This is a genomic window from Sinorhizobium sp. CB7, from assembly GCF_041357635.1.
Taxonomy (GTDB): domain Bacteria; phylum Pseudomonadota; class Alphaproteobacteria; order Rhizobiales; family Rhizobiaceae; genus Rhizobium.
Window position 1 is genome coordinate 66210 of the sequence record NZ_JAULLL010000006.1, and the last position, 22377, is coordinate 88586.

Sequence of the window (22377 nt, forward strand, 5' to 3'; positions counted from 1 at the left end):
AGCTATTGGATTTGCTGAAAATTCTGCCCCTGCCGAGCGCGATGGATCCGGATAAGCAGCAACAGCAAAAGCCGTGTTACCGGCCAGACTTTCCGGATGCCGAGCAGCTCGCGTATTTTCGGATCCATGGAATAGCGCATCATTGCTCCGAAAAGCCGCCGCGTGCCGAAGGGGAGCGCGAGAGCGGTCACCTCCTCCAGGCAGCGCTGCGCCAGACGTTGACCGAAGGGTGTGGCCCGCAATTTGCGATCCTCGTAGCGCGCATGGAACTGCTCCCAATCCTCACGGGACGGCGAAAACTGGTTGCTGCCGTCGAGGGGATAGCCCAGTAGCGCACCGACGTTCTGCCAGAATGCGGAAAGGCAGTCGAATTCCTCATCGCTGATCGAGACGCCGCCGAAACGAGCGGCCCATTGCACAGGCTCCAGGACGAGAACGCTCAACACATAGCGATAATCGTCCGGCTCGGCTTGCGGGAGATAACGATGTGCTCTGATGAACCGGTCGACCGCGGCCGCACCCTGCGGCGAGGTAAAGCCGTATAGGATCATGTCCCGGATCGTCTCGCGCGTGCGGGCTAGCCGCCGATGGGTCTCGGCCGCCAGCTCGCTGCGGCCGTAGAATTGTCCGACAAGGTCTCCAATTGCCATGATGCGCACGAGGGCAAGATAGGATCCGACGCGAAAGGCCATCCGGTGCCTGCCGTAATAGACCTCACGTATGGACTGCGTTTTCAAACTCTTGCCTTTCAGCGCACGTGCACTGAGGAAAGCTCTGCGGCGGAAATGGCTCCGCACCGCCGCCTCCCTGCTGCCAAGTCTGGCCTCGGAAAACCTGGAGCGGGATGCCGAAAAGCTGGGCGGTTTTCGGCATCCCGCTGTGACTCTTTGATTAGAGCCGGGTACAGATTTCAGGTCGCTTCGATCTGAAATCATCCGGCTCTAGCACTCGTATGCGAAGCTCTTGTTGCCATGAAGCTTCGGCCCCGCCGGCAGCCGATGCGGCCGGGACAGGTGATCGAGCGTTTCGTTGAGAAGATAGGTGGCTTCCTCTTCGGTCGTCGCCCGTCCAAGGGCGGCATTGCGATGCGGAAACCGCCCGAAACGTGCAATCACATCACGCATAGCCTCGACATGACGGATCGAACAATCGTAGATCGGCCGGATCCGCAGCGGAACGTCAGCGACCATCGACTGAAGGATCCTGAGAGCGCGATCGATCCGTTCGATATGATCGGGGCCTTCCGTCTCAGCAAGCGGCAGAAGGAAAAACAGCTTTTCCCATGGCTTGTGCAGTTCGGCGAACTGTCCCCTGTCGAGCCCGGAGAGCGTTAGCCGCAGCGCTGCCGGATCGGAAGCGTAGGCTTCCGCGCTGTCGGCAAAGAGATTGCGTGGAAACTGGGCCAGCGCGAGGATGAGCGCCAACCTGCCAGCGGCCTCTCGCGCCCAGTGGTCGCACTGGCCGGCTCGTGCCGCAGCGACGGTGGCACTGAAACGCTGCACGGACCTGCCCGCGCCGTCCGGCATGACCCACCAGGCGAGCATCCGCCGGTGTCCCTCAAGGTCGGCTTTGTCGAGACTGGACGGAAACCAGAAATGGTAGGCCGCCTCCCAGGAACCATTGTCAACTTCGAACATCTTCATAACTCAGTACCTGCTTTCTTTTCACTCTGCCCGGCGCATCCTGAAGAAAATCGTTCCGGTTCCGGAGGTTGCGCGCTGACCTTATTCTTCCAATGAAAACGGATCATGCCGTCGGAGACCGTCTAATTCCCCGTGATGACGTTGTTCGTTCCCGCCTCCACCTGATCGATGACGAGCAGTTTCACGGGATCGCGGCCGATATTCACGCCACTATGCCGTTGCCCGACCGATTCAACGATGAAATCCCCCGGGCGGTACGCGGTCGTCACGCCCGATACCTGGTTTCTGGCCGCGAAGGTTCCTGAAAGCACATAACCATAACGCTGGTAGGGATGCTGATGGACAGGCAGCACCGCACCGGGGGCTATCTCGCAAATGGTGACGATAAGCTGCACGTCCCTTCGCGGCAGTACGATCGGCTGTCCCGAAATCGTCGACATGGTTTTCAGTATGGGGGTTATGACAACTGGGTCTTTCCGTTCTTCGGCATAGGCCGGACAGGCGACGGTGAGCAGGGCCAGGAGCACGGGCATCTTCGTCATCGAAATGTTCCTTTTCTCTTACAAGATGTCGCGCAAAATCGCATGCGCGCCGGGATGCATTTTCGGCCGGACAACATTGCAGATCGATGTTGCTGCAGGGCGGTTTCGTTATGATTGAAACGGCCTTCGCCTCCCGCGATGAACCCGCGTCGCGCTATCCGCTGAACCCTCCGCGCTTCAGGAATAACTCCTCTTCATCAGTCATCGTACGCTGCAATATGTGATTGCGATGAGGGAAGCGCCCGAACCGCTCGACGATGTCATGGTGTCCCTTGGCGCGACCGGCGTGCGGCTCGCCAAGACGCCTGCACAAGGCGACTGATCTTTCCTGATCCGCCATATCTTCGGAATGGGCAAAGGGAAGATAATAAAAGAGCCGCAGGGGCGGATCGAATACCTGGTCGTGGCCAGCCGTGATCCCAATGTCCGCGACCTTGCGCGCCATCGGGTCGGTCGCATACATGCGCGGCGATCCTCGGAAGGCGTTGCGAGGAAATTGATCCAGCAGAATGAGCAACGCCAGGGAGCCAACCGGCGAGGCGAGCCACCCGGAAAACCCGTCGCACGCTGCCGCCTCATGCAGGTCGATGAACTGTTCCCGAAACCGGCGGTCGAAGGCTTCGTCCTTGGCAAACCAGAGTTCGAATCCGGCGGCACGCCAGAACTCGACCACTGCCACCGCATCGGGAGGCGAGTCAGCGCTATTAGAAGGTATGGAAACCGGATCGTGCCCGTGAGCGCCTGCAGATGCTGGCGGATTCATTCCGAGGGCAGAAAGTTTGTCGCCCATCAGTGAGGCCAATCGCAAGACTTCGTCCAGACTGTTCACCCGGTTCAGCCGGGAATCCCATTCGTCCATCCAAGACATGTGAAGCTCCAATAGCTGCGTCTATCGAATGCTTCCATTTCGATGGGTGAACGTTTCAAGTCGATGTTGCGGCACGACAGTATCGTTAGGATTGAAACCGTCCTCGCCGTTCCTCGGCCGCGCATGATCGACGCGGGCACAGTCGGTTGCGAGCTCTATCCACCCTTATTTGGGTCGATGTTGTCTCTCTACGGTTCGGGCTCTTGGGCGCAAGGCGGAAATTGTGGCCGCCATGCACCCAGACCCTCCTCGAAATTTCGCTGCTTGCGTGATCTTACGCGCCTCAGCCGACAAGCGTCCTGGCTCGGGATGCAATGCGCTCGTAGGCGTCGCGGACAGGATCGCGCACCGGTATGAAGCGCGGTGCGGCAAGCCGCAGAAGTGCGCCCAGGTGCTCACGGCCGCCTTCATAGCCGGCGACCGGCGCAAACGGCGCCATCGCGGGAGCCGCTTCGACTGGGCGGAGGCGCTCGAATTCGGCGAAGTTGGTGAAGTTCTCGTGGTTGTTCGCCCTCAGAAGGAAGGTTTCGGCCGGCGCACCCTCGGCCAGAATCACCTCATGACTCTCAAGCGCTATGTTGAAATACTCGATCGTCTCCCCCTCGGCCGGGAGCGCAGGTGCGATCGAGGTGCCGTTGACAAGCTCCTTCACGCGGATCAGGACGCCGTCGATATAGAGCGCGTGGCTGGGCGAAAGATAGAGATCCCTCTGCGGCATGCACGCGTCGAGCGCGTGGCGCGCGATACGGATCGGCATCACGCCGTTCTGCCAGCACGGGCCGCTCTTCCGGTAGAGCCGACGACCGATCCATTTGATCGCCATGGCCTTGCCGCTCACGGTCTCGACCCGATCGCCGATGCGAAGGTCCTCGATGCGGACCTCGCCCGCTGGCGTCATGATTGCCGTGCCTCGGAGGAAACAGTTGGGATCGCGATCCTTGGGACCACGGGGCTTATCCTTGGGGCCTTTGTCTTTCGGCTTGTCCTTGGCCTGCGCCGACAGGGAAGAAATCGTCACGGCCGCAGAGCTTGCTGCCGCAACTCTGGCGCCGACAGCAACCATCACGCCCAGAAAATGGCGTCTCGCACGGTTGCCCGGCGAGTGTTGCTCTGCACCTGATGACATGGTCCCCTCCTCGTCTTCTTTCAGCTCTCAGGATTGCCATCGATCATCCTAAGACGACTTTGGCCGTCGGGCTCTTTGGCTTTGTGCATGATCGACGCCGAAATAGGCGTAGTCATACCTGCAAAAGGTGTAGGAACGCCGAGGACTTACGCTTTTGGAGTAGGGTCCGGTGTCGCAAGATGCGCTCACGCCGCCTAACGACATGCTCCGAATATTTCATGTTGCTTAAATGCGCAAAAGGTAGAAACTGCATCGATGGGGCTTTGGTGAGCATATCCTCAAGACGGCGGAAGCGTTACGTCTGCAATTGCTGTCGTGACTTTTGCAACCATTCCCCCAAAAATCTCTGTTGCCCGAACAGGTAAAAGGTGCAGATTCAAAATCCCGGATGCCCGTCCAGAGCATCCTCTGAAGATCGTGGGGGTGGATAATGACACTTGCAATCAACGATATCGCTCCGGATTTCACGGCACAGACAACCGAAGGCGAAATTCGGTTTCATGATTGGATCGGTGATTCCTGGGCCGTGCTTTTCTCGCATCCGAAGGATTTCACGCCGGTGTGCACCACCGAACTCGGCTATATGGCCAGGATCAAGCCCGAATTCGACAAGCGCGGCGTCAAGATCATCGGACTGTCGGTGGATCCGCTCGACCGCCATGCCGGCTGGGCGAGCGACATCGAGGAGACACAGGGCTTCGCACCGAACTACCCAATGATCGCCGACGTCGATTACACCGTGTCGAAGCTCTACGGCATGCTGCCGGCGGCCGTGTCGGGCGATCCGACCCAGCGCACGCCGGCCGACAATCAGACGGTGCGTAATGTCTTCGTCGTCGGCCCGGACAAGAAGATCAAGCTGGTCCTGGTCTATCCGATGACCACTGGCCGCAACTTCGACGAAGTGCTGCGGGTGATCGACTCGCTGCAGCTCACCGCCAAGCATAAGGTCGCGACACCCGTGAACTGGAAGAATGGCGAGGACGTGATCATCGCCGGCTCCGTCAGCGACGACGATGCGAAGAAGCAATATCCGGACGGTTGGAAGGCCCCCAAGCCTTACATCCGGATCGTCCCGCAGCCGAAGGGATGAAGGCAAGGCTCTGCTCTCGCCCATCATGCCTGTAAGGCAAAGGTGCAGCCAATGATCTTCCGTCAGCTCTTCGACAGCGTTTCCGGCACCTACACCTATCTCATCGCCAGCAGAAGGGGCGGTGAGGCGCTGATCATCGATCCGGTTCTGGAAAAAGTCGAACGCTACCTGCAGCTGGTGCGGGAGCTCGATCTCAAGCTGGTCAAGGCCGTCGATACGCATCTGCATGCCGATCACATTACCGGGCTCGGCGCGCTGCGCGACCACACGCACTGCATCACGGTGATGGGCGAGCAGACGGCTGCCGACGTCGTCTCGATGCGCGTTGCCGAAGGTGACCGCGTGACCATCGAGGGGCTGAAGCTCGATGTGCTTTATACGCCCGGCCACACGGACGATTCCTACTCCTTCCTGATGGACGGGCGCGTCTTCACCGGCGATACGCTGCTCATCCGTGGCACGGGACGTACGGATTTCCAGAATGGCGACCCGCGCCAGCAATATGATTCCATCTTCAACAAACTGCTCAAATTGCCCGACGAGACGCTGGTCTATCCGGCGCATGACTACAAGGGCGACACCGTTTCGACCATCGGCGAGGAACGTTTGTTCAATCCGCGGCTGCGCGTTAAGTCGGTCGACGAATATGTCGACCTCATGAACAATCTGAACCTGCCCAATCCAAAGATGATGGACGTAGCCGTGCCCGCCAACATGCATGTCGGCTTCCATCAGGACGAGATCGCGCGCAAGGGCTGGGTCATGTCGGCGGTCGAGGCAATGGCGCTTCGCGGCCGACCCGATATCGCGATCGTCGATCTGCGCGAGAGGAGCGAACGCGAAAAGCACGGCATCATTCCGGGCTCGCTTCATGCACCCTATCCCGACCTCCAGGAAAACATAGGCGCCGGCGGCATGCTGCACGAACTGGCGACCTCGACCGGCAAGCGCATCCTGTTCTACTGCGCCTTTGGCGAGCGTTCGGCAATGGCTGTCCAGGCCGCCCAGGACGCCGGCCTGACAGGCGCCTGCCACATCGCTGGCGGCATTGACGCCTGGAAGAAGGCGGACGGGCCGCTGGTTCGATAGCGGGTGTGCCGACGGATTCGAGGCATTGACCCTCACGCTAACCCTCTTCCCCGCAAGCGGGGCCGATCGTGCAAGAAACACCTCTTATCCGACTGATCAAAAAAGAAAAATTGGCACTTCATGACAGTTTCATGACGCGCTGCTCTTGCAAAATTGACAACGCGGCTAAAACATAAGCGACAAAAGTCGAGACATCTTTCGCTACCTACGACACCTGAATGTCGCCTCGCGATGTCATCTGCCGTTCAGGAGGTACTCCATGGATCTTGTCTTTGGTCTTATCGCTCTCGCCGGCCACATCGCGCTTTTGCTGTGGGGGACACGGATGGTCCAGACCGGCATTCAGCGCGCGTTCGGGCCACATCTGAGGGCGTTTCTCGGTCAAGCCCTCAGCAACCGTTTCAAGGCCTTCCTCGCGGGCATGGGCGTGACTGCGATCCTGCAAAGCAGCACGGCGACGGGTCTGATGGCCTCGGGATTTGCGGCCGGCGGTTTCGTCGACCTCGTTCCCGCGCTCGCGGTCATGTTGGGCGCCAATGTTGGCTCGACGCTGATCGTCCAAGTACTCTCCTTCAATATCGCAGCCGTCTCTCCGGCCTTGATCCTGATCGGCGTGCTGATGTTCAGGCGCGTCTCCAACCCGCAGATCCACGACCTCGGCCGCGTCTTCATCGGCCTCGGTTTCATGCTGCTCGCGCTCCGTCAGTTGCTGGAGCTGATGACGGAATATGAGGGCACTAGGGCACTGTCGCTTATCCTCCACGGCATTTCGGCGGCACCGATCCTGAGCCTGCTGTTGGCGGCGCTCCTGACCTGGGCCGCCCATTCGAGTGTGGCAGTGGTGCTTCTGATCATGTCGTTTGCGGCCAAGGGACTGGTCGATCCCTACCAGGCCTTCGCGCTGGTTCTCGGTGCGAACCTTGGGACTGCGATCAACCCGGTAATCGAAGGACATCATGGATCGGATCTCGCAGCCAAGCGCCTACCGATCGGCAATCTCACCACTCGGGTCGTCGGCGTTGTCGCTGCACTCGCGCTGCTCGATCCGATCACCCATTTGGCAGGATTGGTCGGCAATGCTGACGCGCGCGCGATCGCCAATTTTCATACCGCGTTCAACCTCCTCGTTGCGGCGATCTTTCTGCCGTTCCTGAGGCCCTATTCCCATCTTTTGACGAAGCTGCTGCCGGAACGGATCGATGAAGCCGATCCGGCTAGACCCCGGTATCTCAATCCCGCCGCAAGAGAAATGCCTGCCGTCGCATTGGGGGCGGCAGCTCGCGAAGCGCTGCGGCTGGTGGATGTCCTCGGCGAAATGCTGTCGGGCGCCAAGGAATCGATTACAAACACCGATCGCAAGGCGCTTGCGGTGCTGAGGCAAAAGGACAATGTCCTCGACAGTCTCAACAGTGCCGTCAAGACGTACCTGACCTCCATCGATGCGGAGGAATTGGGCGATGCGGACCGGCGTCGTCTTAACGAGATCCTCCTCTTCGCAATGAACATGGAGCAGGCTGGTGACGTCGTCGATCAAAATCTCCTTCCTCATCTTGCCAAGCGGTTGCGGCGAGGACTGACCTTCTCCGAGGAAGGCCAGAGGGAGCTTCACGAGCTGTTCGAGCGATTGACGAACAATCTGCAGACGGCGGCAGCACTGTTCATGACGCAGGATGAGCCAACGGCTCGCATGCTTGCGGATGAGAAAGTGGTGTTCCGCAAGGCCGAGCGGGAATGCACGGACGCCCACTTCGAACGGCTGCGACAGGGCAACATTCAGTCGATAGAAACGAGTTCTCTCCATCTCGACCTGCTCAGGGATCTGAAGCAGATCAATTCTCATCTTGTGGCCGCCGCGGCCTATCCTGTCCTGGAGCAGCGCGGAGAGTTGCTCCAGAGTCGCATTACCGGTCCGGAACAGAGCTCGAGCGTCGAAGCGAATGCCTGAAAGGCGCAAGTCCTGTCTTCGTCGCGGTTCCTCTTTCATGTCCCGAACCCGGACGGCCGCGTGCGGGGCTGGTCAGAACTGCGAGAGGCCTCCGTCAGCCACGAGTTCCGCTCCAGTCATGAAGGAGGAGTCGCTGCTGGCCAGGAATAGGGCTGCAGCCGCAATCTCATCGGCTTCCCCAAAGCGGCGAAGGGGAACCTGAGCCTCGATGGCTGCGGCCGTCTCCTTCAACTGCACCTCGCTCAAGCCGAGTTTTTCGTGGAAGGGTGTGCTGATCGGCCCCGGACTGACCGCATTCACGCGAATGTTGCGCGGTGCCAGCTCTGCCCCGAACGAACGCGCAAGCGAGCGAACGGCGGCCTTCGTCGCGGACAGGATGGAAAGGCCGGGCGTCCCCTTCGCATTGAGGAAGGACGTCGTCAGGACGATGCTTCCGCCGTCGGAAAGAAGTGAGGCCGCACTTTGGACGGCGAAGAAGACGCCTTTGACGTTGACGGAAAATTGCTCGTCGATCTGCTCTTCCGTTACCGCCTCCAGTGGAGCAGCAAGGCCGATGCCGGCATTCGCAACGAGAATATCGAGGCGCCCGTAGCGCTCCTTTATGGTCTCGATGAGCCCGATGGCTTCCTCCCGGTGCCTCAGATCCGCGGACAGGACGAGGACCCCCGGTCCCAGTTCGCGCGTTGCATCGGCAAGGCGTTGCGGATTGATGCCGGTTGCGATCACACGGGCGCCCTCGTCGCGGAAAAGTTTTGCGGTCGCAAGACCGATACCTGTTGTGCCGCCGGTAACAAGCGCAATCCTGTTTGCGAGTTTCATGACACATCTCCTGATGTTCGAAGTTGGGAGCAATCGGATCGCGCGTTCCGTGAGAGGAGTTATGCCCGTTGACGCTGCCGCGGCCAACTGAGATGATCTGAAGCGGCGAGATAGAAAAAGTTTATCGGGCAATGAAGGCACCCCAGCATCTGAATGCCCTGCGTGCATTCGAAGCGGCCGCGCGTCATCTGAGCTTTGTTGCAGCGGCGGACGAACTCAACGTGACGCCCGCAGCCGTCGGTCAGCTGGTGCGCGGTCTCGAGGAGGTTTTGGGCGTCGAGCTTTTCCACAGGTCGCGATCTGGACCCGCCCGGCTGGTGCTCACCGACATCGCGCGCAATGCCTTGCCGGAGCTCGAGGCCGGTTTCTGCCAGCTTGCCAGTGCGATGGAGCTTTTGCGAGCGGGGCGACCGACGGTGATTGCGCTGACGGTTCCCCCTGCCTTTGCCGACAAATGGCTGCTTGGCAGGGTCGACCGGTTTCAGGCACTCCATCCCGAGTTCGACCTCCGGATCGACACGAATGGGCGGGTGATCGATCTGGCGGCCGAAGGCATCGATGTCGGCATCCGCTATGGAGCCGGCCGCTGGCCCGGCGTGCAGGCAACTTTCCTGCTGAGCGACGACTTCTTTCCGGTCTGCAGTCCCATATTGCTGTCAGGCCGGTATCCGCTGCGTTCGCCCGAGGATTTAGCCTATCACGCGCTGATCCACGACCGGTCGATGGCATTCGAAAAGAGCTTTCCTACCTGGGGCGCCTGGCTCGAGAAGGCCGGCGTTCCCGAAATCAGCGCGGACAAGGGCCTGCAGATCAACGATTCCGCCGCCGTCATCCAGGCGGCCATTGCCGGCAACGGCGTGGCGCTCGGACGCAGTTCGCTGGTGGCCCGAGATCTGGCGGAAGGGCGCTTGGTGCGCCCATTCGGCGACAGTCTGCCCTATGAGTTCGCTTATTACATCGTTCGCAAGCCCGGGCCCGCGAATGAGGGCGTTCGAGCCTTCGAGAAATGGCTTCTGTCCGAAGCGCGGGCATTTGATCCACAAATGCAGTCATAGCCGTCAAAGGTGCGGTCATAGTCTCGAAGCATCAGCATCACCGACTCTTCGAAACAGTCCTCCCTGCTCTACCGTCTGATCAGCATCTCCGCGATCTGCACAGCGTTCAGCGCGGCGCCTTTCAGCAGCTGGTCGCCCGCGACAAACAGCGCCAGCGTCCGGCCGGAAGGATCGCCGAGATCGGTGCGGATGCGGCCGACCAGAACGTCGTCCTGGCCGGAAGCCTCCGACGGCATCGGGAAGTGGTTTGCAGCACGGTCATCGACCAGCCGCAACCCGGGCGCCGCGGCGAAGATGCTGCGCGCCTCCTCGGGCGTCACCGCCGCATCCAACTCGGCGCTGATGGCCATGGCGTGGGCGCGCAGCACCGGCACGCGTATGCAGGTAACCCCGATCGGCAGCTCAGCCGCATCGAGAATACGGCGGGTTTCGGCAATGACCTTCAGTTCCTCGCCATTATAACCGCTTTCCTGGTCCATTTCGGCATTGTGGCTGAAGAGGTTGAAAGCATAGGAGTGCGGCAGCACCTTTGGTTCATAGGTCTCGCCGCTGAGATAAGCGGCCGTGGAGAGGCGTAGCTCCTCCATGGCCGCCGCACCGGCGCCGGAGGCCGCCTGATAGGTTGCAATGTGAGGCGGCGGATCGGATGCGCGCGGTGGAGCGGCGCCAGCGCAACAGTCGCGATCGCGGCCACGCAATTGGGATTGGCGATGACGCCGCGATGCTTCGCCAGCGTACCCGCATTGACCTCCGGCACCACGAGCGGTACCGCCGGATCCATGCGGAAGGCGGAAGAATTGTCCACCACGACGGCGCCGGCCGCGAGCGCCGCTGCGGCGTAACGCTTAGAAATGCCGCTGCCAGCCGAAAACAGCGCGATGTCGACACCCGCAAAGCTTGCTTCGGTCAGCTCTTCGACGAGGATGCTTCGCTCTTTGAAAGAAAGGCTCTCGCCGGCGGAGCGCGCCGAAGCAAGGAGCCGCAGCCCACCGAGCGGAAAGCTACGCGCCTCCAGGCAACGCAGAAGTTCGATGCCGACGGCGCCGGTGGCGCCGACAATGGCAACGACGGGGGCCGAATTGTCGACCCGGTATTGAAGAGATGCGGCGGGATCTTCGATTGTGGTCGTCATGATGTCTCTCATCCATTGGTGTGAGAGAGACGGGACCAATCCTGGATGCGCCCCGTTCGTCTCGGGCGGGGCTTCGGGTTTATGCTGCGGCGATCACCACAAACGCACCGAAGAAGGCCCCGCCGAAGCGGTCGTTTTCGTCGTGCATTTGCTGGTCATCGTTGCGAACATGGCTTCATCCTTACCAGCAGCACCGGCCGGCGGCAATGACGATTGCCGCCGGATTGCTCACATCTTCATGACTGCGGGCCATAACCGGTTGCGCCGAGTTCAAAGTACAAGCCTTTGATTAAATTTACCTTTTTCATTTCGAAAACCTTGCTTGCAGATACCGCTGACTCGATCCTGCCTTTCTACCCCCTTGCCTCAGCACCGGGATTGTGCCGGTATTGGCCGGGTTGGCAGCGTAACGATCGGGCGATTTCGAACGGGCTCAGCGGGAGATGATACGCGGCAGAGAGCGATCCGGCGTCCATAAAGCCATGGTGAGGGCCGCAATCCTCCTCGGCCTCTTCCTTTCGCTCGTTTTCCCGGCAAGATCCCAGCCCGAAACAAACGCCGCCTCACCGGTCTGTCTTTCCTCCGGGCCGACGGCGACCGGATCGGGTGAGACACTCTGCATCCGCAAGGAGAGTTACAACCGCGATCTTTGCGTCGCGATCGACCATTTTGCCCATGCCCATGATCTGCCGCCGGACTATTTCGCTCGGCTGATCTGGCGCGAAAGCACCTTCCGTCTCGATGCGCTGAGCCCCAAGGGCGCGGAGGGTATAGCGCAGTTCATGCCGGCGACGGCGAAACTGCGTGGGCTTGCAAACAGTTACGACGCGCTGCAGGCCCTGCAGAAATCGGCCGAGTATCTCGATGAGCTGCGCGACCGTTTCGGCAACCTGGGATTGGCCGCGGCCGCCTATAATGCCGGCGAAAATGGGCTGGCGATCTTTCTGGACTCCGGCCGCCTGCCCTACGAGACGCGCAGCTATGTGGTCGCCATCACGGGCCATACGGTCGAGGACTGGAAAGACAATCCTCCGGACGTCGCAGCGGCCAAGCTCGACGAGAAAAAGTCCTTTCTGGATGGCTGCATCGCTCTTGCTGAAAGCCGTCGGCTGCGTGAGCCCATCTGGCAGCCGGAGGGTGTCTGGGCGCCCTGGGGAGCCCAGATCGCGGCACATTTCCAGGTCGCCGTGGCGCGCCGCCTCTTCATCGAGGCCATGCGCAAGCTACCCTCGCCGCTCAATACCGAGCAGCCGCTGATCCAGCGCCAGCGCGACCGTAGCTTCGGTTTCCGCCCGCGCTACACGGCCCGCATTTCGAGGCAAACGCGCGCGGAGGCGGATGATGTCTGCGACGAGGTCCGCAAATATGGCGGCGCGTGCACCGTGTTCAAGAATTGAGCAGCCCGTTACGATGCCGCCAGATGGAAGAGGCCCGTTCAAGTGAGAAGATCAACCGGCTGACAGGTATCTTTTCGAATCACGACTGGAACGGGATCGTCCGGCCCGGCTGGCGCGCCTGGTCCTTGGTGTAGGAGACGCCGTGCACCTTGAGGCCCTGCGCGTTCAGAAGCGTGATGATGCCGCCCTTGTTGGAGAGCGCGACAGGGCTCTTCATCTCGAAGACCGCGGCCGCACCCGCGGCGATTGAACCGGAAAGCGCCATCGCGTTCTTCTGCTTGTCCTTGATCTGCCAGCCGGTAAGCTCAACGGGCACGTCAGCGGTGTTGAGCAGCGTGACCGTCTCGCGCTCCGGCGTTTTGACGTCGTTGACATAGGCCGCGATGATGCGGACGAGCCCGTCCGGCACATCGAATGTCGGGATGCGATCGCGATCGACGGGCGTATGCGGCCGGCTTGGATGCTCGCGGTCCAGCGGCAAGATGAGCGAGCCGTCGCCGTCGTCGGAATGCCAGGCCTGCGTCTGGAATTTCAGGAAGATCCCGACCCACTGCCTCTCGCGCGGGAATTCCAGGATCAGCCCGCCATCCTGCCACGGCCCGTTCTCGGATGCGAACCTGCCAGGCGGATTGCCCTGATTGAAATGGATGTCGTGGATGCCGCGGCCGGGCTTGAAGCCGAAATATTTGTCGGCCTTGTCGTTCTCCGGTCCCCAGGTCTCGCCAAAGGCGTAGATCATCGCTTCCTCGTCCGACATGGCGCGCTGGGCATAGGCGTCGATCTTTTCGTTCAGATCGTTATCAGGCCCCGCCGCCGACAGCGGCAGTGGCTGCAGCTCCCAAGGCTGCATGAGATTGCCGCGAATGAAATCGAGCGCCACGCCGCCGGGCTTGCTCGGGGTTCTGTGAAGCCCCTCCGGGAGTTCCGCGAGAAGATCGGTCACCGGATGCTCGAAGTGCGCGCGCACCAGATATTCGACCTCGCTGCCCTCCTGGGAGCGCACATTGATGGCAATGCGATGCAGCGTTCCATTTTCCGAAACGAGCACCTGATAATGCGGGCTCGCGCCAGTGGCCAGTCGGTTGTTGATCGGTCTTCCCTTGAGAACGGCGTAGTTGTTGAGCGGCATGACATCCTCCATGTCGATCGTGTTGGCTCGTGTCTTTGGCGGGACCGTCGGCAGAATTCAATGCGATTTCGGGGCGTCGCGTTCGAGAACGCGCAAGGGACGCCTATTGCTAAAATGAACGATCATCCTATGCGAACGAGGCACAGATCTTCGACAGCACTATCGCCATCGATCGTGTCGCATTTGAATGACACTTCTGCGACAGCTGGCGGCCTCTCAAACGTCTTGATATGCCAGAAGGTCCACAAAAGCGTCCGGCGACATTTTCGCCGAATCCGATAGCTGCGGGGCGAAATTCGGGTGCGGCGCGGCTCCTCATCCGACCTGTTGCCCATCCACGCAAGCAATCGGTCGTACTTCAACCGTCCATGATAAGCCTATGATCAGTCATGCGAAAAAGGACGCTAGCGTGTTGTCGATCATCATTCGCACGGAGCAGAAAGCCGATTTTACGGCAGTCGATAGGCTGATCGGCGCGGCCTTCGCCGGCAAGCCGTACAGCAGTGGCACCGAGGGCCTGATTGCGCAGGCTCTCCGCGCAAGCGGTGACCTTACCCTCTCGCTTATCGCAGAACGCCAGGGCGAGATCGTGGGGCAGATCATGTTCTCGCCCGTCATCATCAACGAGGCGCCGTCCTCCTGGCACTGCCTGGGCCCGGTCGCCGTTTCTCCGCAATGTCAGAAGGAAGGCATCGGCTCTCGCCTGATCGAGGAAGGTCTTGCCCGATTGCGGGCGACCGGTTCGCACGGATGCGTCCTGGTCGGCGACCCCGGCTATTATTCGCGTTTCGGGTTCCGACCGGTGCTGGCGCTTTCCGCCCGCGACGTTCCGGCCGAATATTTCCAGGTCCTGCCGTTCGAGACCGATGTGCCGGTCGGCACCCTCGATTTTCACCCGGCCTTCGAGACGTCGTCGGCTGACTGATCCAGCGATGCTTTCCATGGGCCGTCGTCGCTCTGAAGCCCACCTTGTGGACGCTTCTGCCGCAGTGACATCATGGCGGGATTGTGTCATGAGCGGCTCATGAAGATCATGCGGCTCCTGTTACGGGATAGGGTATCAGCCGGCGCCATCGCGGTGCTGGTCGCTTATCTGTTGCTGCTGCAGGGTGCCCTCTCCGGCATGGCCCAAGCGACCGTGGCGGCATCCGCGGTCGATTCCCTGCATGTCCTCTGCTCTTCTTCGGGAATCGCCGCCGATCCGGCGAATAATGACGGTGCGCCTGCCAAAAAGGCGCTCGATTGTCCTTGCGGCACGCTCTGCCGGTTGGCCTCGACCGCCATGCCGGCAATTCTCGACGGGCAGACCGGTGTCATTCCCATCGCGACGCCTGTCGCGCTCGACGTTCACTTTCCAGCCAACAATGTTTTCCTACCTGCCTTGCGGGGCCTGATCGGAGAGCCTCGAGCTCCCCCCGTCTCCATCTGACGCCACTTTCCGATCGCCGACGCGCGGCGCGCGCCTCGGCCAGGTTTTCATATTTTGGAGATATTCATGTCCGATCTTTCGATGGGACGGGAAGGCAGCGGCACTGCCGTGCGATCCCCGTTCGACCTTTATCGCGTCGTTTGGCGCTGGCATTTTTATGCGGGGCTACTGGTCCTGCCCTTCATGATCAGTCTCGCCGTCACCGGGGCACTCTATCTTTTCAAGGATGAGATCGACGCAATCGTTCATTCCGACCTGAAGCGCGTCGCCGTCCAGGAGAACGTCGTGATGGCCACCCCATCGGCCATGGTTGCCGCAGCCCTTGCGGAGCATCCGGGGACAGCCATCAAATTTACCGATCCGGACTCCCCCTCGGCATCGGCCGAGGTCACGGTCAATACGGAAAGTCAGGGCAAGCTTGCGGTCTATGTGGACCCCTACTCCGGCCGGGTGCTCGGGACCCTGCCCGACCGCGGCACGGTCATGTGGACAATCCGCTATCTGCACAGCCTGAAATATTTCGGCCCATTCACCCGCGCCTTGATCGAGACTGCCGCCGGCTGGTCCATTCTCCTCGTCGGCACGGGCATCTATCTCTGGTGGCCGCGCCGGCAGACCGGTGGTGTCCTCAGCATTCGTGGAACGCCGAAGCGTCGTGTCTTCTGGCGGGATACGCATGCGGTCACGGGCATCTTCGTCGGGTTCTTCATCGTCTTCCTGGCGATATCAGGCATGCCATGGTCGGGCGTGTGGGGCGCCAAGATCAACGAATGGGCCAACGGCAGCAATTTCGGCTATCCGGCGGGGGTGCGGGTCGCCGTGCCGATGTCCGACGAGCATCTCGACCACGTTGCCAAGACGTCATGGTCGCTCGAACAGGCGCAGGTTCCGCACTCGCCCGCCCACGGTCATGGCGCAGCACCGATCGGGCTCGATGAGGCGGTCGCCACCTTCGACCACCTCGGATTGCATCGCGGATACGCCGTCAATATCCCGACGACCCCGACCGGCGTCTATACTGGCTCCGTCTATCCCGATGATCTCGCGCGGCAGCGGGTTGTGCATCTCGACCAGTATTCCGGAAAGCCGCTCCTCGATATGAGCTTTGCCGATTACGGCCCGCTCGGCAAATGGCTGGAATGGGGGATCAACGTCCACATGGGACAGGAATTCGGGCTCGCCAACCAACTCGTTCTGCTGGCCGCCTGCATCGCGATCGTCGTCCTCGCCGTTTCGGCGGGCGTGATGTGGTGGAAGCGCCGCCCCGCAGGATCACTCGGCGTGCCGCCCATGCCGTCCGACAAGCGCGTGTTCAGGGGCTTGCTGGCAATCCTCATCGCCGGAGGCATCGTCTTTCCCCTCGTCGGCATGTCCCTCGTGATCGTGTTGGCTTTCGATTGGCTCTATTCCAGAGCGTCAAAACCGCGAAGCGCCTGAAACCATGGGCGTCGCTCCATCCGGCGGCGCCCTGGGAATTCCCGTCCGGAATGCACCGCCTTTCGGCCAACGATCGCAAAAATTGCGCTGTTGTTACTGTTACGTACTTACCTTCCGGCGTTTTTCACGGGTAGCTCAGAACCGCCTGCGGCCATACGGGACGAATCTCTTGGGGTTCGTCGGCGCGGCCGCAGCTCGATTCGACCGGATTGCGATCACGCACGAAGCGGGAGGGCGCGCTTTGAAAACAGGATTGAGTGCCATGACGGCGGTCTTCATAACTGCCGTAGTCTCCGTCGGTGCCGCCGATGCGGCCGACATGGTCATCGCGATGCCCAACTGGCCGTCGGGCCAGGCGACCGCGAATATCCTGAAGGTCGGCATCGAGAAGAAATTCGGGTTGCAGGCGGAGGTACGGGAACTCGGAACGCTCAACGCCTTCGTCGGCCTCGAAACCGGCGAAGTAGATGTCCATCCCGAAGTCTGGCGGCCGAACCTCGACAGCTTGATCAAAAAATACGCGGACGAGAAGAAGGTGGTCGAGATTGCCAAACGCGGCGTCCCTGCCTGGGAAGGCCTCTGCGCCACTCAGGATGCGGTTGCCGACGGGATCAAGGACGTCGCGGATCTGGAGGATCCCGCCAAGACCGCATTGCTCGATACCGATGGCGACGGACGCGGCGAGGTATGGATCGGCGCCTCCACCTGGTCGTCCACCGGCGTGGAGCGGGTGCGCGCCAACAGCTACGGTTATTCGACCAATGTGAGCCTGGTCGAAGCGGAGGAGGATGTCGGAATGGCGGCGGTCGACGCCGCGGTCGCAACCGGCCGTCCGATGGTCTTTGCCTGCTATGCGCCCCATCATGTCTTCGAGTTGCACAAGATCGCCCGCCTTACCGAGCCGGCCTATGACGAAGCGAAATGGAAGATCGTGCCGGCGAGCGATCCGGACTGGATCAAGAAGTCGAGCGCGCCCGTTGCCTGGCCGGTCACTACCTTCCACATCGCCTATGCGACGGCCTTCGCCAAGAAGCATCCGGATGTCGCAGCCTTCCTCGAGCACGTCGATCTCACCCCGGAGGAAGTCACCGAGATGACCTACGCGCTGCAGGTGGAGCGGCAGAAGCCGCTCGACTACGCGAAAAAATGGGTCGACAGCCATCAATCTCGCATCGACGGGTGGGCAAAGCCATGAACAGACATCACGATGGTCGCGCAAAAACCAACGCCCGCAGGCGCGGCGTCCTTGCCGCCCTCATCGCCGCCACCCTCGGCCTCGGCACCCTTGTTGCGCTGGCGGCGCAGACGCAGATCTACGATGCCAAGACCCGCAAATGGATCGACTACGATCAGAAGAAAGCGCGGCAATATTACGCCCGCAACAAGCAGGTGCCCGAAGCCTTCCGCCGGCAGGTCGTCACCTTCCGCACCGCCGAGGAGCCGGGGACGATCATCATCGACGGCAACCAGCATTTTCTCTATCTCATCCAGCCCGGCGGCCAGGCGATCCGTTACGGCATCGGTGTCGGCCGCGAAGGCTTCGGCTGGGCCGGCATCGTCCGCGTCGGGCGCACCGCGGAATGGCCGACCTGGACGCCTCCTGCCGAGATGGTGGCGCGCGATCCCAATGCGGTGAAATGGGCGGCCGGGATGCCAGGCGGGCCCGATAATCCGCTGGGCGCGCGGGCGCTCTATCTTTACGAAGGCGACAACGACACCATCTACCGCATTCACGGCACGCCGGAGTCCTGGTCGATCGGGCTCGACGTGTCCTCGGGATGCATTCGCATGAACAACGACGACATCATCGATCTGCATTCGCGCGTGAAGATCGGCGCGAAGGTGATCGTGCTGATGCAGGGCGCCGCACTCTACAAGGGCGTGTGAACCGCCGAAAACTGGGGGACATCAATGACGAATTCGAATGGCAGCCCGGCGACGCGAGGATTTCTCATCGCGGCATGCGCCGGCATGCTTGCGGCATGCACCACTACATCCGCGCCTACGCCCGACCGGATGGCCCGGACGACGCTGCAGACCGCACCCGCCGATCTCCAGCTCCTTTGCGCCGATGCCGTCGCCAACTCCGCCCGCGTCGATCGCGCCAGGGTGCTGCCGATGAGCTCCCGCCAGATCGATGGCGCAAACTACAACGTCGAGGTCGACGCCGGCGGCGGCCGGAAATTCAATTGCGTCGTGGATAATACCGGCAAGGTGAACAGCGTGCAGCCGGTGTGAGGCGGCCGGCTTTGCCCCTCACCCTAGCCCTCTCCCTGCAAGCGGGGCGAGGGGGACGATCGAGCAAGCGGCGGTAGATCAATGCCTCAGTGAGGCACGACGGAGGGTGCGACTCCCCCTTCGCCCCGCCTGCAGGGAGAAGCTGCCCGGAGGGCGGATGAGAGGCTATCACGGTACTCGAATTTTGATCCGCAACTATCGGATTCGACGAGAGTTTTGCCTCTCACCCTGCCCTCTCCCCGAGAGTAGAGGGAGCGATCGTGCCAGCCCCGACCTCCGGCTTCAGCAATCCCGAAACCAGCACGTTGAAGGCCGCGACCGCCTTTCGCGTCACTTCTTCCTGATCCGTGGTGTTGGCGATCCAGAGTGCGGCGGTCAGCGTCGCTCCGCTGATCAGCCAGGCCATTGCCTCGGGGTCGACCGGCTGGATCGTCCCTTCCTCAATCAGCCTCTCCAAGCTCCGGCTCATCGTGCGAATGCAGGCGCTCTGGTTCGGCCATTTCGAGGGGTCGCCCAGCACGGCGGGGCCGTCGAGCAGCATGATGCGCTGGATTTCCGGCTCCAGCGCCATTTCGATATAGGCGGTGCATTCGTCGACGAAGCCCTGCCAGGTATTGTCCGCCTTGCCCGAAATCGCGCAGAGCCGCTCCGACATTTCCGCGTCGATCTGCATGATGACGGCCATCAGCAGGCCCTTCTTGTCGCCGAAGTGGTGATAGAGTGCGCCGCGCGTCAGCCCTGCCTCGGCGGTGAAATCATCCATCGAGGCCGCCGCGTAGCCTTGCGTGGCGAAGGCGTGGCGGGCGGCGCTCAAAAGCTTGGCCCGGGTTTCGGCGATCATCTCCTTGCGCGGCTTGTGCGCCATTCACGATTCCTTTTTTCACATACGCCGCGTATGCCAATTGACATACGTGGCGTATGTCATTACCTAAACACATACGTCACGTATGTAGGTGACGGTTTAGACTAAACCAAGGAGTTTGTCATGCCCAATCCCTATCGCGAGATATTCAGAGCGCCGGGTACGAAAGGTTTTGCCGCCGCCGGTTTCGTGGCGCGCCTGCCGCTGCCGATGACGACGATCGGCACTGTCGCCATGCTGTCGCAAACGCATGGTGAATATTGGCTGGCCGGCGCGGTTGCCGCCACCTTCGCTCTCGCCAATGCGCTGCTTGCTCCGCAGGTCTCGCGGCTGGTCGACCGGTTTGGGCAATCCAAGGTGCTGACGCCTGCGACCGCCATCACCGTCGCGGCACTCTCCGGGCTGATCCTAGCGACCCACCTGCGCGCCCCGATCTGGACCTTCTTCGTCTTCGCCGTCATCGCCGGAGTCATGCCGAGCATGATGGCGATCGTTCGCGCCCGCTGGACGGAGATCTACCGAGACAGGCCCGAGCTGCACACCGCGTTCGCCTTCGAGTCGGTCATGGACGAGGTCGTCTATATCAGCGGACCAATCGTGGCGATCGGCCTCAGCGTCACCTTCTTCCCCGAAGCGGGCCTGCTCGCCTCCACGCTGCTGCTCGCGCTCGGCACAGCTCTCTTCGTCGCCCAGAAATCCACCGAGCCGAAGGTCGATCCCGAGCGCTCCGTGGCCGGAGCTTCGGTGATGCGCTCGCTCTCCATGTGGCTGGTCGTCACCGTGTTTGCCGGCATGGGCACGATCTTCGGCACGGCCGAGGTCGCCGTCGTCGCCTTCGCGCAAGCCGAGGGGCATAAGGGTGCCGCGAGCTATATCCTGTCGGCCTATGCCGCCGGCTCCTTCGTGGTCGGCCTCGTCTTCGGCGCGATGAAACTAAAGGCCCCACTCGCAAGGCAGCTGGCCTTCGCCAGCCTGATCGCGGCGGTGACGACCATCCCCATGCCCTTCGTCGGCACGCTCTGGGGGCTGACCGTCGTGGTCTTCCTCGCCGGAGCCGCCATCTCGCCGACCTTCATCACCGGCATGAGCCTGATCGAGCGCCTCGTGCCCGCCTCGCAGCTCACCGAAGGCATCACCTGGGCCATGACCGGCGTCGGCATCGGCTTTGCCGCCGGCTCCTCGCTCTCCGGCGCCGTGATCGATGAATTCGGCGCCTCCAGCGGCTTCTGGGTCGCGGTCGCCGGCGGCAGCCTCGCATTTGCGACCATGCTCGTCAGCTACACCCGCCTGAGCCGGCCCGACCGCCAGGTTTTTAGGTCGCCCGCGCTGCGGGCTGCCGAATAGAGGGCTTGGGAAGGATCGCCCCTGCCGGAAAAGCGGGGCGATTCTGAATGATGACCAAAGCGAGTTGCAAGCCTTCCGCGGGTGTCCCCGGGACGGGGATTTCCGGGAAGGACAGCGTGAGCCTGGAAAGCATGGTCCTATGCTTCGGTTGAAGCTCAGGACCTGTGTGATGATGGCTCCGCGCTGGCGATTTGATCTAGATTTGCAATCAGCCGAGTGAGTAGGGCGACGAGTTGTGCCGCTTCCTCTTCTGTGAACCCAACCATTGCGTCACGATTTCCTTTGAACAGGGTTTCAATTGCGTCGGGCATACGGGCCTGCGCAGCCTTTGTCAGAACTATACGGCTGCTTCGCCCATCTTCCGGGTGGGGTGTTCGCTGGATCAAACCGTCCCGCTCCATGCGAGCGAGCATTTGTGCCATCGGCGGCTGTTCGACCTTGGCGAAGCGGGCTAGGTCGCGCTGCGTGCTTGCCTTCCCATTCTGCAGCGCGATCAGCACCGGCAACTGACCGACTCCAAATCCGAGTGGCTTCAGGCGTGCTTCGCTTAAACGAGCAAACCCTCGCGCTGCAAGACTGATGAGATGCCCCGGCGTAGAGAGCACGTCGTTTTCCATCTTCCCCTTATCCTCTGCCTGTGGTTGACTGCAAAATACATATGTACGTATATATATCCACGAGCGAGATGGCAAGTTCCGCTCCATACCTCCAATGAGCCTTTTAACCTACCTTGAGGAAACGATATGTCTGAAACTCATATTCAAGTTGTCAAACGCATCTACGACCGTTTTAACGCGAGAGACATCAGCGCTGTACTCACCGAGCTTGCCGATGATGTCGTTTGGGCGAACGGTATGGATGGAGGCCATGTCCATGGGCGTGAAGCTGTGCGCGATTATTGGACACGGCAATGGGCGGTTGTCAGTCCATACGTTGAGCCAGTGGCATTTGAGACAACAGATAGTGGTGTCGTCGCTGTCGAGGTGATCCAATCCGTGTTCGATCTCGATGGCCAGCCGCTAAAGGGGCAGACCCATGGGCTGGGGGACAAGACGGTGATGCACATCTTTCGCATAGAGAGCGGTAAGATCGCACGCTTTGATATTAAGGACACCCCGTAGGCGTCTCATGCGGCTATGTCATGGAGCAGTCGTCGCCCGTCGGGGACCAGAGCTTCGGCGGTTGCTATAACGCAAGTTTTTTTACTCTGGTGCGCAGAGTTCTGTATT

General features: G+C 61.1%; 22 protein-coding genes and 1 pseudogene. 13 read left to right on the forward strand and 10 right to left on the reverse strand.

The annotated features are described in order from the left end of the window. Positions 1-2: 2 nt before the first annotated feature. From AAE029_RS12875 to AAE029_RS12895, 5 genes are all read right to left on the reverse strand, one after another. Positions 3-797 (reverse strand): oxygenase MpaB family protein, encoded by a 795-nt coding sequence (locus AAE029_RS12875; RefSeq protein ID WP_371073245.1) that lies wholly within the window; start codon positions 795-797, stop codon positions 3-5. A gap of 144 nt (positions 798-941) precedes the next feature. Further along, a complete protein-coding gene (locus AAE029_RS12880) occupies positions 942-1643 on the reverse strand; it encodes a DUF924 family protein (protein WP_371073246.1) in 702 nt (233 codons plus the stop codon). A 122-nt stretch (positions 1644-1765) separates the two neighbouring features. Then, positions 1766-2185, reverse strand: coding sequence for a cupin domain-containing protein (locus tag AAE029_RS12885; RefSeq protein WP_371073247.1), 420 nt, complete (start codon positions 2183-2185; stop codon positions 1766-1768). A 154-nt stretch (positions 2186-2339) separates the two neighbouring features. Further along, positions 2340-3053: a DUF924 family protein gene (locus tag AAE029_RS12890; protein ID WP_371073248.1), complete on the reverse strand. Its 714-nt coding sequence runs from the start codon at positions 3051-3053 to the stop codon at positions 2340-2342. Between the two features lie 283 nt (positions 3054-3336). Further along, positions 3337-4179 (reverse strand): Hint domain-containing protein, encoded by an 843-nt coding sequence (locus tag AAE029_RS12895; RefSeq protein ID WP_371073249.1) that lies wholly within the window; start codon positions 4177-4179, stop codon positions 3337-3339. A 430-nt stretch (positions 4180-4609) separates the two neighbouring features. Here AAE029_RS12895 and AAE029_RS12900 point away from each other — a divergent pair, with 430 nt between their 5' ends. The 3 genes from AAE029_RS12900 (at position 4610) to AAE029_RS12910 (ending at position 8306) form a co-directional block, all read left to right on the forward strand. Beyond that, positions 4610-5272, forward strand: a complete 663-nt coding sequence (locus AAE029_RS12900; RefSeq protein WP_371073250.1) for a peroxiredoxin — start codon at positions 4610-4612, stop codon at positions 5270-5272. A 51-nt stretch (positions 5273-5323) separates the two neighbouring features. After that, positions 5324-6361, forward strand: coding sequence for an MBL fold metallo-hydrolase (locus AAE029_RS12905; RefSeq protein ID WP_371073251.1), 1038 nt, complete (start codon positions 5324-5326; stop codon positions 6359-6361). Between the two features lie 259 nt (positions 6362-6620). After that, the gene (locus AAE029_RS12910) at positions 6621-8306 is read left to right on the forward strand and encodes a Na/Pi cotransporter family protein (protein ID WP_371073252.1); all 1686 of its coding nucleotides are present in this window, start codon (positions 6621-6623) and stop codon (positions 8304-8306) included. 72 nt (positions 8307-8378) lie between these two features. Here AAE029_RS12910 and AAE029_RS12915 read toward each other — a convergent pair whose 3' ends face one another. Continuing rightward, positions 8379-9125 (reverse strand): SDR family oxidoreductase, encoded by a 747-nt coding sequence (locus AAE029_RS12915; protein WP_371073253.1) that lies wholly within the window; start codon positions 9123-9125, stop codon positions 8379-8381. A 131-nt stretch (positions 9126-9256) separates the two neighbouring features. Between AAE029_RS12915 and gcvA the strand changes: the two genes are divergently transcribed. After that, positions 9257-10180, forward strand: a complete 924-nt coding sequence (gene gcvA, locus AAE029_RS12920; RefSeq protein ID WP_371073254.1) for a transcriptional regulator GcvA — start codon at positions 9257-9259, stop codon at positions 10178-10180. Between the two features lie 68 nt (positions 10181-10248). Here the strand turns inward: gcvA and AAE029_RS12925 are convergent. Continuing rightward, positions 10249-11312, reverse strand: a pseudogene (locus AAE029_RS12925) (aspartate-semialdehyde dehydrogenase). Between the two features lie 482 nt (positions 11313-11794). On the opposite strand from AAE029_RS12925, the gene AAE029_RS12930 reads away from it, so the two are divergent. Then, positions 11795-12709 (forward strand): lytic transglycosylase domain-containing protein, encoded by a 915-nt coding sequence (locus tag AAE029_RS12930; protein WP_371073514.1) that lies wholly within the window; start codon positions 11795-11797, stop codon positions 12707-12709. A gap of 79 nt (positions 12710-12788) precedes the next feature. Here the strand turns inward: AAE029_RS12930 and AAE029_RS12935 are convergent, their stop codons facing one another. Continuing rightward, positions 12789-13838, reverse strand: a complete 1050-nt coding sequence (locus tag AAE029_RS12935) for a DUF2278 family protein (protein ID WP_371073255.1) — start codon at positions 13836-13838, stop codon at positions 12789-12791. 412 nt (positions 13839-14250) lie between these two features. On the opposite strand from AAE029_RS12935, the gene AAE029_RS12940 reads away from it, so the two are divergent. The 6 genes from AAE029_RS12940 (at position 14251) to AAE029_RS12965 (ending at position 18942) form a co-directional block, all read left to right on the forward strand. Further along, positions 14251-14763, forward strand: coding sequence for a GNAT family N-acetyltransferase (locus tag AAE029_RS12940; RefSeq protein WP_371073256.1), 513 nt, complete (start codon positions 14251-14253; stop codon positions 14761-14763). Between the two features lie 99 nt (positions 14764-14862). Further along, positions 14863-15267 (forward strand): DUF2946 family protein, encoded by a 405-nt coding sequence (locus AAE029_RS12945; RefSeq protein WP_371073257.1) that lies wholly within the window; start codon positions 14863-14865, stop codon positions 15265-15267. 66 nt (positions 15268-15333) lie between these two features. After that, positions 15334-16704, forward strand: coding sequence for a PepSY-associated TM helix domain-containing protein (locus tag AAE029_RS12950; protein ID WP_371073258.1), 1371 nt, complete (start codon positions 15334-15336; stop codon positions 16702-16704). A 262-nt stretch (positions 16705-16966) separates the two neighbouring features. Beyond that, positions 16967-17899, forward strand: a complete 933-nt coding sequence (locus AAE029_RS12955) for a glycine betaine ABC transporter substrate-binding protein (RefSeq protein WP_371073259.1) — start codon at positions 16967-16969, stop codon at positions 17897-17899. Continuing rightward, the gene (locus tag AAE029_RS12960; RefSeq protein ID WP_371073260.1) at positions 17896-18591 is read left to right on the forward strand and encodes a L,D-transpeptidase; all 696 of its coding nucleotides are present in this window, start codon (positions 17896-17898) and stop codon (positions 18589-18591) included. Before AAE029_RS12955 ends, AAE029_RS12960 begins: the two co-directional genes overlap by 4 nt. A 24-nt stretch (positions 18592-18615) precedes the next feature. Continuing rightward, positions 18616-18942 carry a hypothetical protein gene (locus tag AAE029_RS12965; protein ID WP_371073261.1) on the forward strand — a complete coding sequence of 109 codons (327 nt, stop codon included), beginning with the start codon at positions 18616-18618 and terminating at the stop codon, positions 18940-18942. A gap of 223 nt (positions 18943-19165) precedes the next feature. Here AAE029_RS12965 and AAE029_RS12970 read toward each other — a convergent pair whose 3' ends face one another. Continuing rightward, positions 19166-19807 carry a TetR/AcrR family transcriptional regulator gene (locus AAE029_RS12970; RefSeq protein ID WP_371073262.1) on the reverse strand — a complete coding sequence of 214 codons (642 nt, stop codon included), beginning with the start codon at positions 19805-19807 and terminating at the stop codon, positions 19166-19168. Positions 19808-19927: 120 nt separating this feature from the next. Between AAE029_RS12970 and AAE029_RS12975 the strand changes: the two genes are divergently transcribed. Continuing rightward, the gene (locus AAE029_RS12975) at positions 19928-21148 is read left to right on the forward strand and encodes an MFS transporter (RefSeq protein ID WP_371073263.1); all 1221 of its coding nucleotides are present in this window, start codon (positions 19928-19930) and stop codon (positions 21146-21148) included. Positions 21149-21303: 155 nt separating this feature from the next. Here AAE029_RS12975 and AAE029_RS12980 read toward each other — a convergent pair whose 3' ends face one another. Then, entirely contained in the window at positions 21304-21765 is a 462-nt protein-coding gene (locus AAE029_RS12980) for a MarR family winged helix-turn-helix transcriptional regulator (protein ID WP_371073264.1), read from the reverse strand. A 126-nt stretch (positions 21766-21891) separates the two neighbouring features. Here AAE029_RS12980 and AAE029_RS12985 point away from each other — a divergent pair, with 126 nt between their 5' ends. Continuing rightward, complete coding sequence (locus AAE029_RS12985; protein ID WP_371073265.1) at positions 21892-22269, forward strand: nuclear transport factor 2 family protein; 378 nt, start codon at positions 21892-21894, stop codon at positions 22267-22269. Positions 22270-22377: the final 108 nt, after the last annotated feature.

What these genes read in the sequence shown, in the direction of transcription:
- AAE029_RS12880 (WP_371073246.1), bottom strand. Translation starts at nt 1,643, where the DNA reads ATGAAGATGTTCGAAGTTGACAATGGTTCCTGGGAGGCGGCCTACCAT.
- AAE029_RS12885 (WP_371073247.1), bottom strand. Translation starts at nt 2,185, where the DNA reads ATGACGAAGATGCCCGTGCTCCTGGCCCTGCTCACCGTCGCCTGTCCG.
- AAE029_RS12890 (WP_371073248.1), bottom strand. Translation starts at nt 3,053, where the DNA reads ATGTCTTGGATGGACGAATGGGATTCCCGGCTGAACCGGGTGAACAGT.
- AAE029_RS12895 (WP_371073249.1), bottom strand. Translation starts at nt 4,179, where the DNA reads ATGTCATCAGGTGCAGAGCAACACTCGCCGGGCAACCGTGCGAGACGC.
- AAE029_RS12900 (WP_371073250.1), top strand. Translation starts at nt 4,610, where the DNA reads ATGACACTTGCAATCAACGATATCGCTCCGGATTTCACGGCACAGACA.
- AAE029_RS12905 (WP_371073251.1), top strand. Translation starts at nt 5,324, where the DNA reads ATGATCTTCCGTCAGCTCTTCGACAGCGTTTCCGGCACCTACACCTAT.
- AAE029_RS12910 (WP_371073252.1), top strand. Translation starts at nt 6,621, where the DNA reads ATGGATCTTGTCTTTGGTCTTATCGCTCTCGCCGGCCACATCGCGCTT.
- AAE029_RS12915 (WP_371073253.1), bottom strand. Translation starts at nt 9,125, where the DNA reads ATGAAACTCGCAAACAGGATTGCGCTTGTTACCGGCGGCACAACAGGT.
- gcvA (WP_371073254.1), top strand. Translation starts at nt 9,257, where the DNA reads ATGAAGGCACCCCAGCATCTGAATGCCCTGCGTGCATTCGAAGCGGCC.
- AAE029_RS12930 (WP_371073514.1), top strand. Translation starts at nt 11,795, where the DNA reads ATGGTGAGGGCCGCAATCCTCCTCGGCCTCTTCCTTTCGCTCGTTTTC.
- AAE029_RS12935 (WP_371073255.1), bottom strand. Translation starts at nt 13,838, where the DNA reads ATGCCGCTCAACAACTACGCCGTTCTCAAGGGAAGACCGATCAACAAC.
- AAE029_RS12945 (WP_371073257.1), top strand. Translation starts at nt 14,863, where the DNA reads ATGAAGATCATGCGGCTCCTGTTACGGGATAGGGTATCAGCCGGCGCC.
- AAE029_RS12950 (WP_371073258.1), top strand. Translation starts at nt 15,334, where the DNA reads ATGTCCGATCTTTCGATGGGACGGGAAGGCAGCGGCACTGCCGTGCGA.
- AAE029_RS12955 (WP_371073259.1), top strand. Translation starts at nt 16,967, where the DNA reads ATGACGGCGGTCTTCATAACTGCCGTAGTCTCCGTCGGTGCCGCCGAT.
- AAE029_RS12960 (WP_371073260.1), top strand. Translation starts at nt 17,896, where the DNA reads ATGAACAGACATCACGATGGTCGCGCAAAAACCAACGCCCGCAGGCGC.
- AAE029_RS12965 (WP_371073261.1), top strand. Translation starts at nt 18,616, where the DNA reads ATGACGAATTCGAATGGCAGCCCGGCGACGCGAGGATTTCTCATCGCG.
- AAE029_RS12970 (WP_371073262.1), bottom strand. Translation starts at nt 19,807, where the DNA reads ATGGCGCACAAGCCGCGCAAGGAGATGATCGCCGAAACCCGGGCCAAG.
- AAE029_RS12975 (WP_371073263.1), top strand. Translation starts at nt 19,928, where the DNA reads ATGCCCAATCCCTATCGCGAGATATTCAGAGCGCCGGGTACGAAAGGT.
- AAE029_RS12980 (WP_371073264.1), bottom strand. Translation starts at nt 21,765, where the DNA reads ATGGAAAACGACGTGCTCTCTACGCCGGGGCATCTCATCAGTCTTGCA.
- AAE029_RS12985 (WP_371073265.1), top strand. Translation starts at nt 21,892, where the DNA reads ATGTCTGAAACTCATATTCAAGTTGTCAAACGCATCTACGACCGTTTT.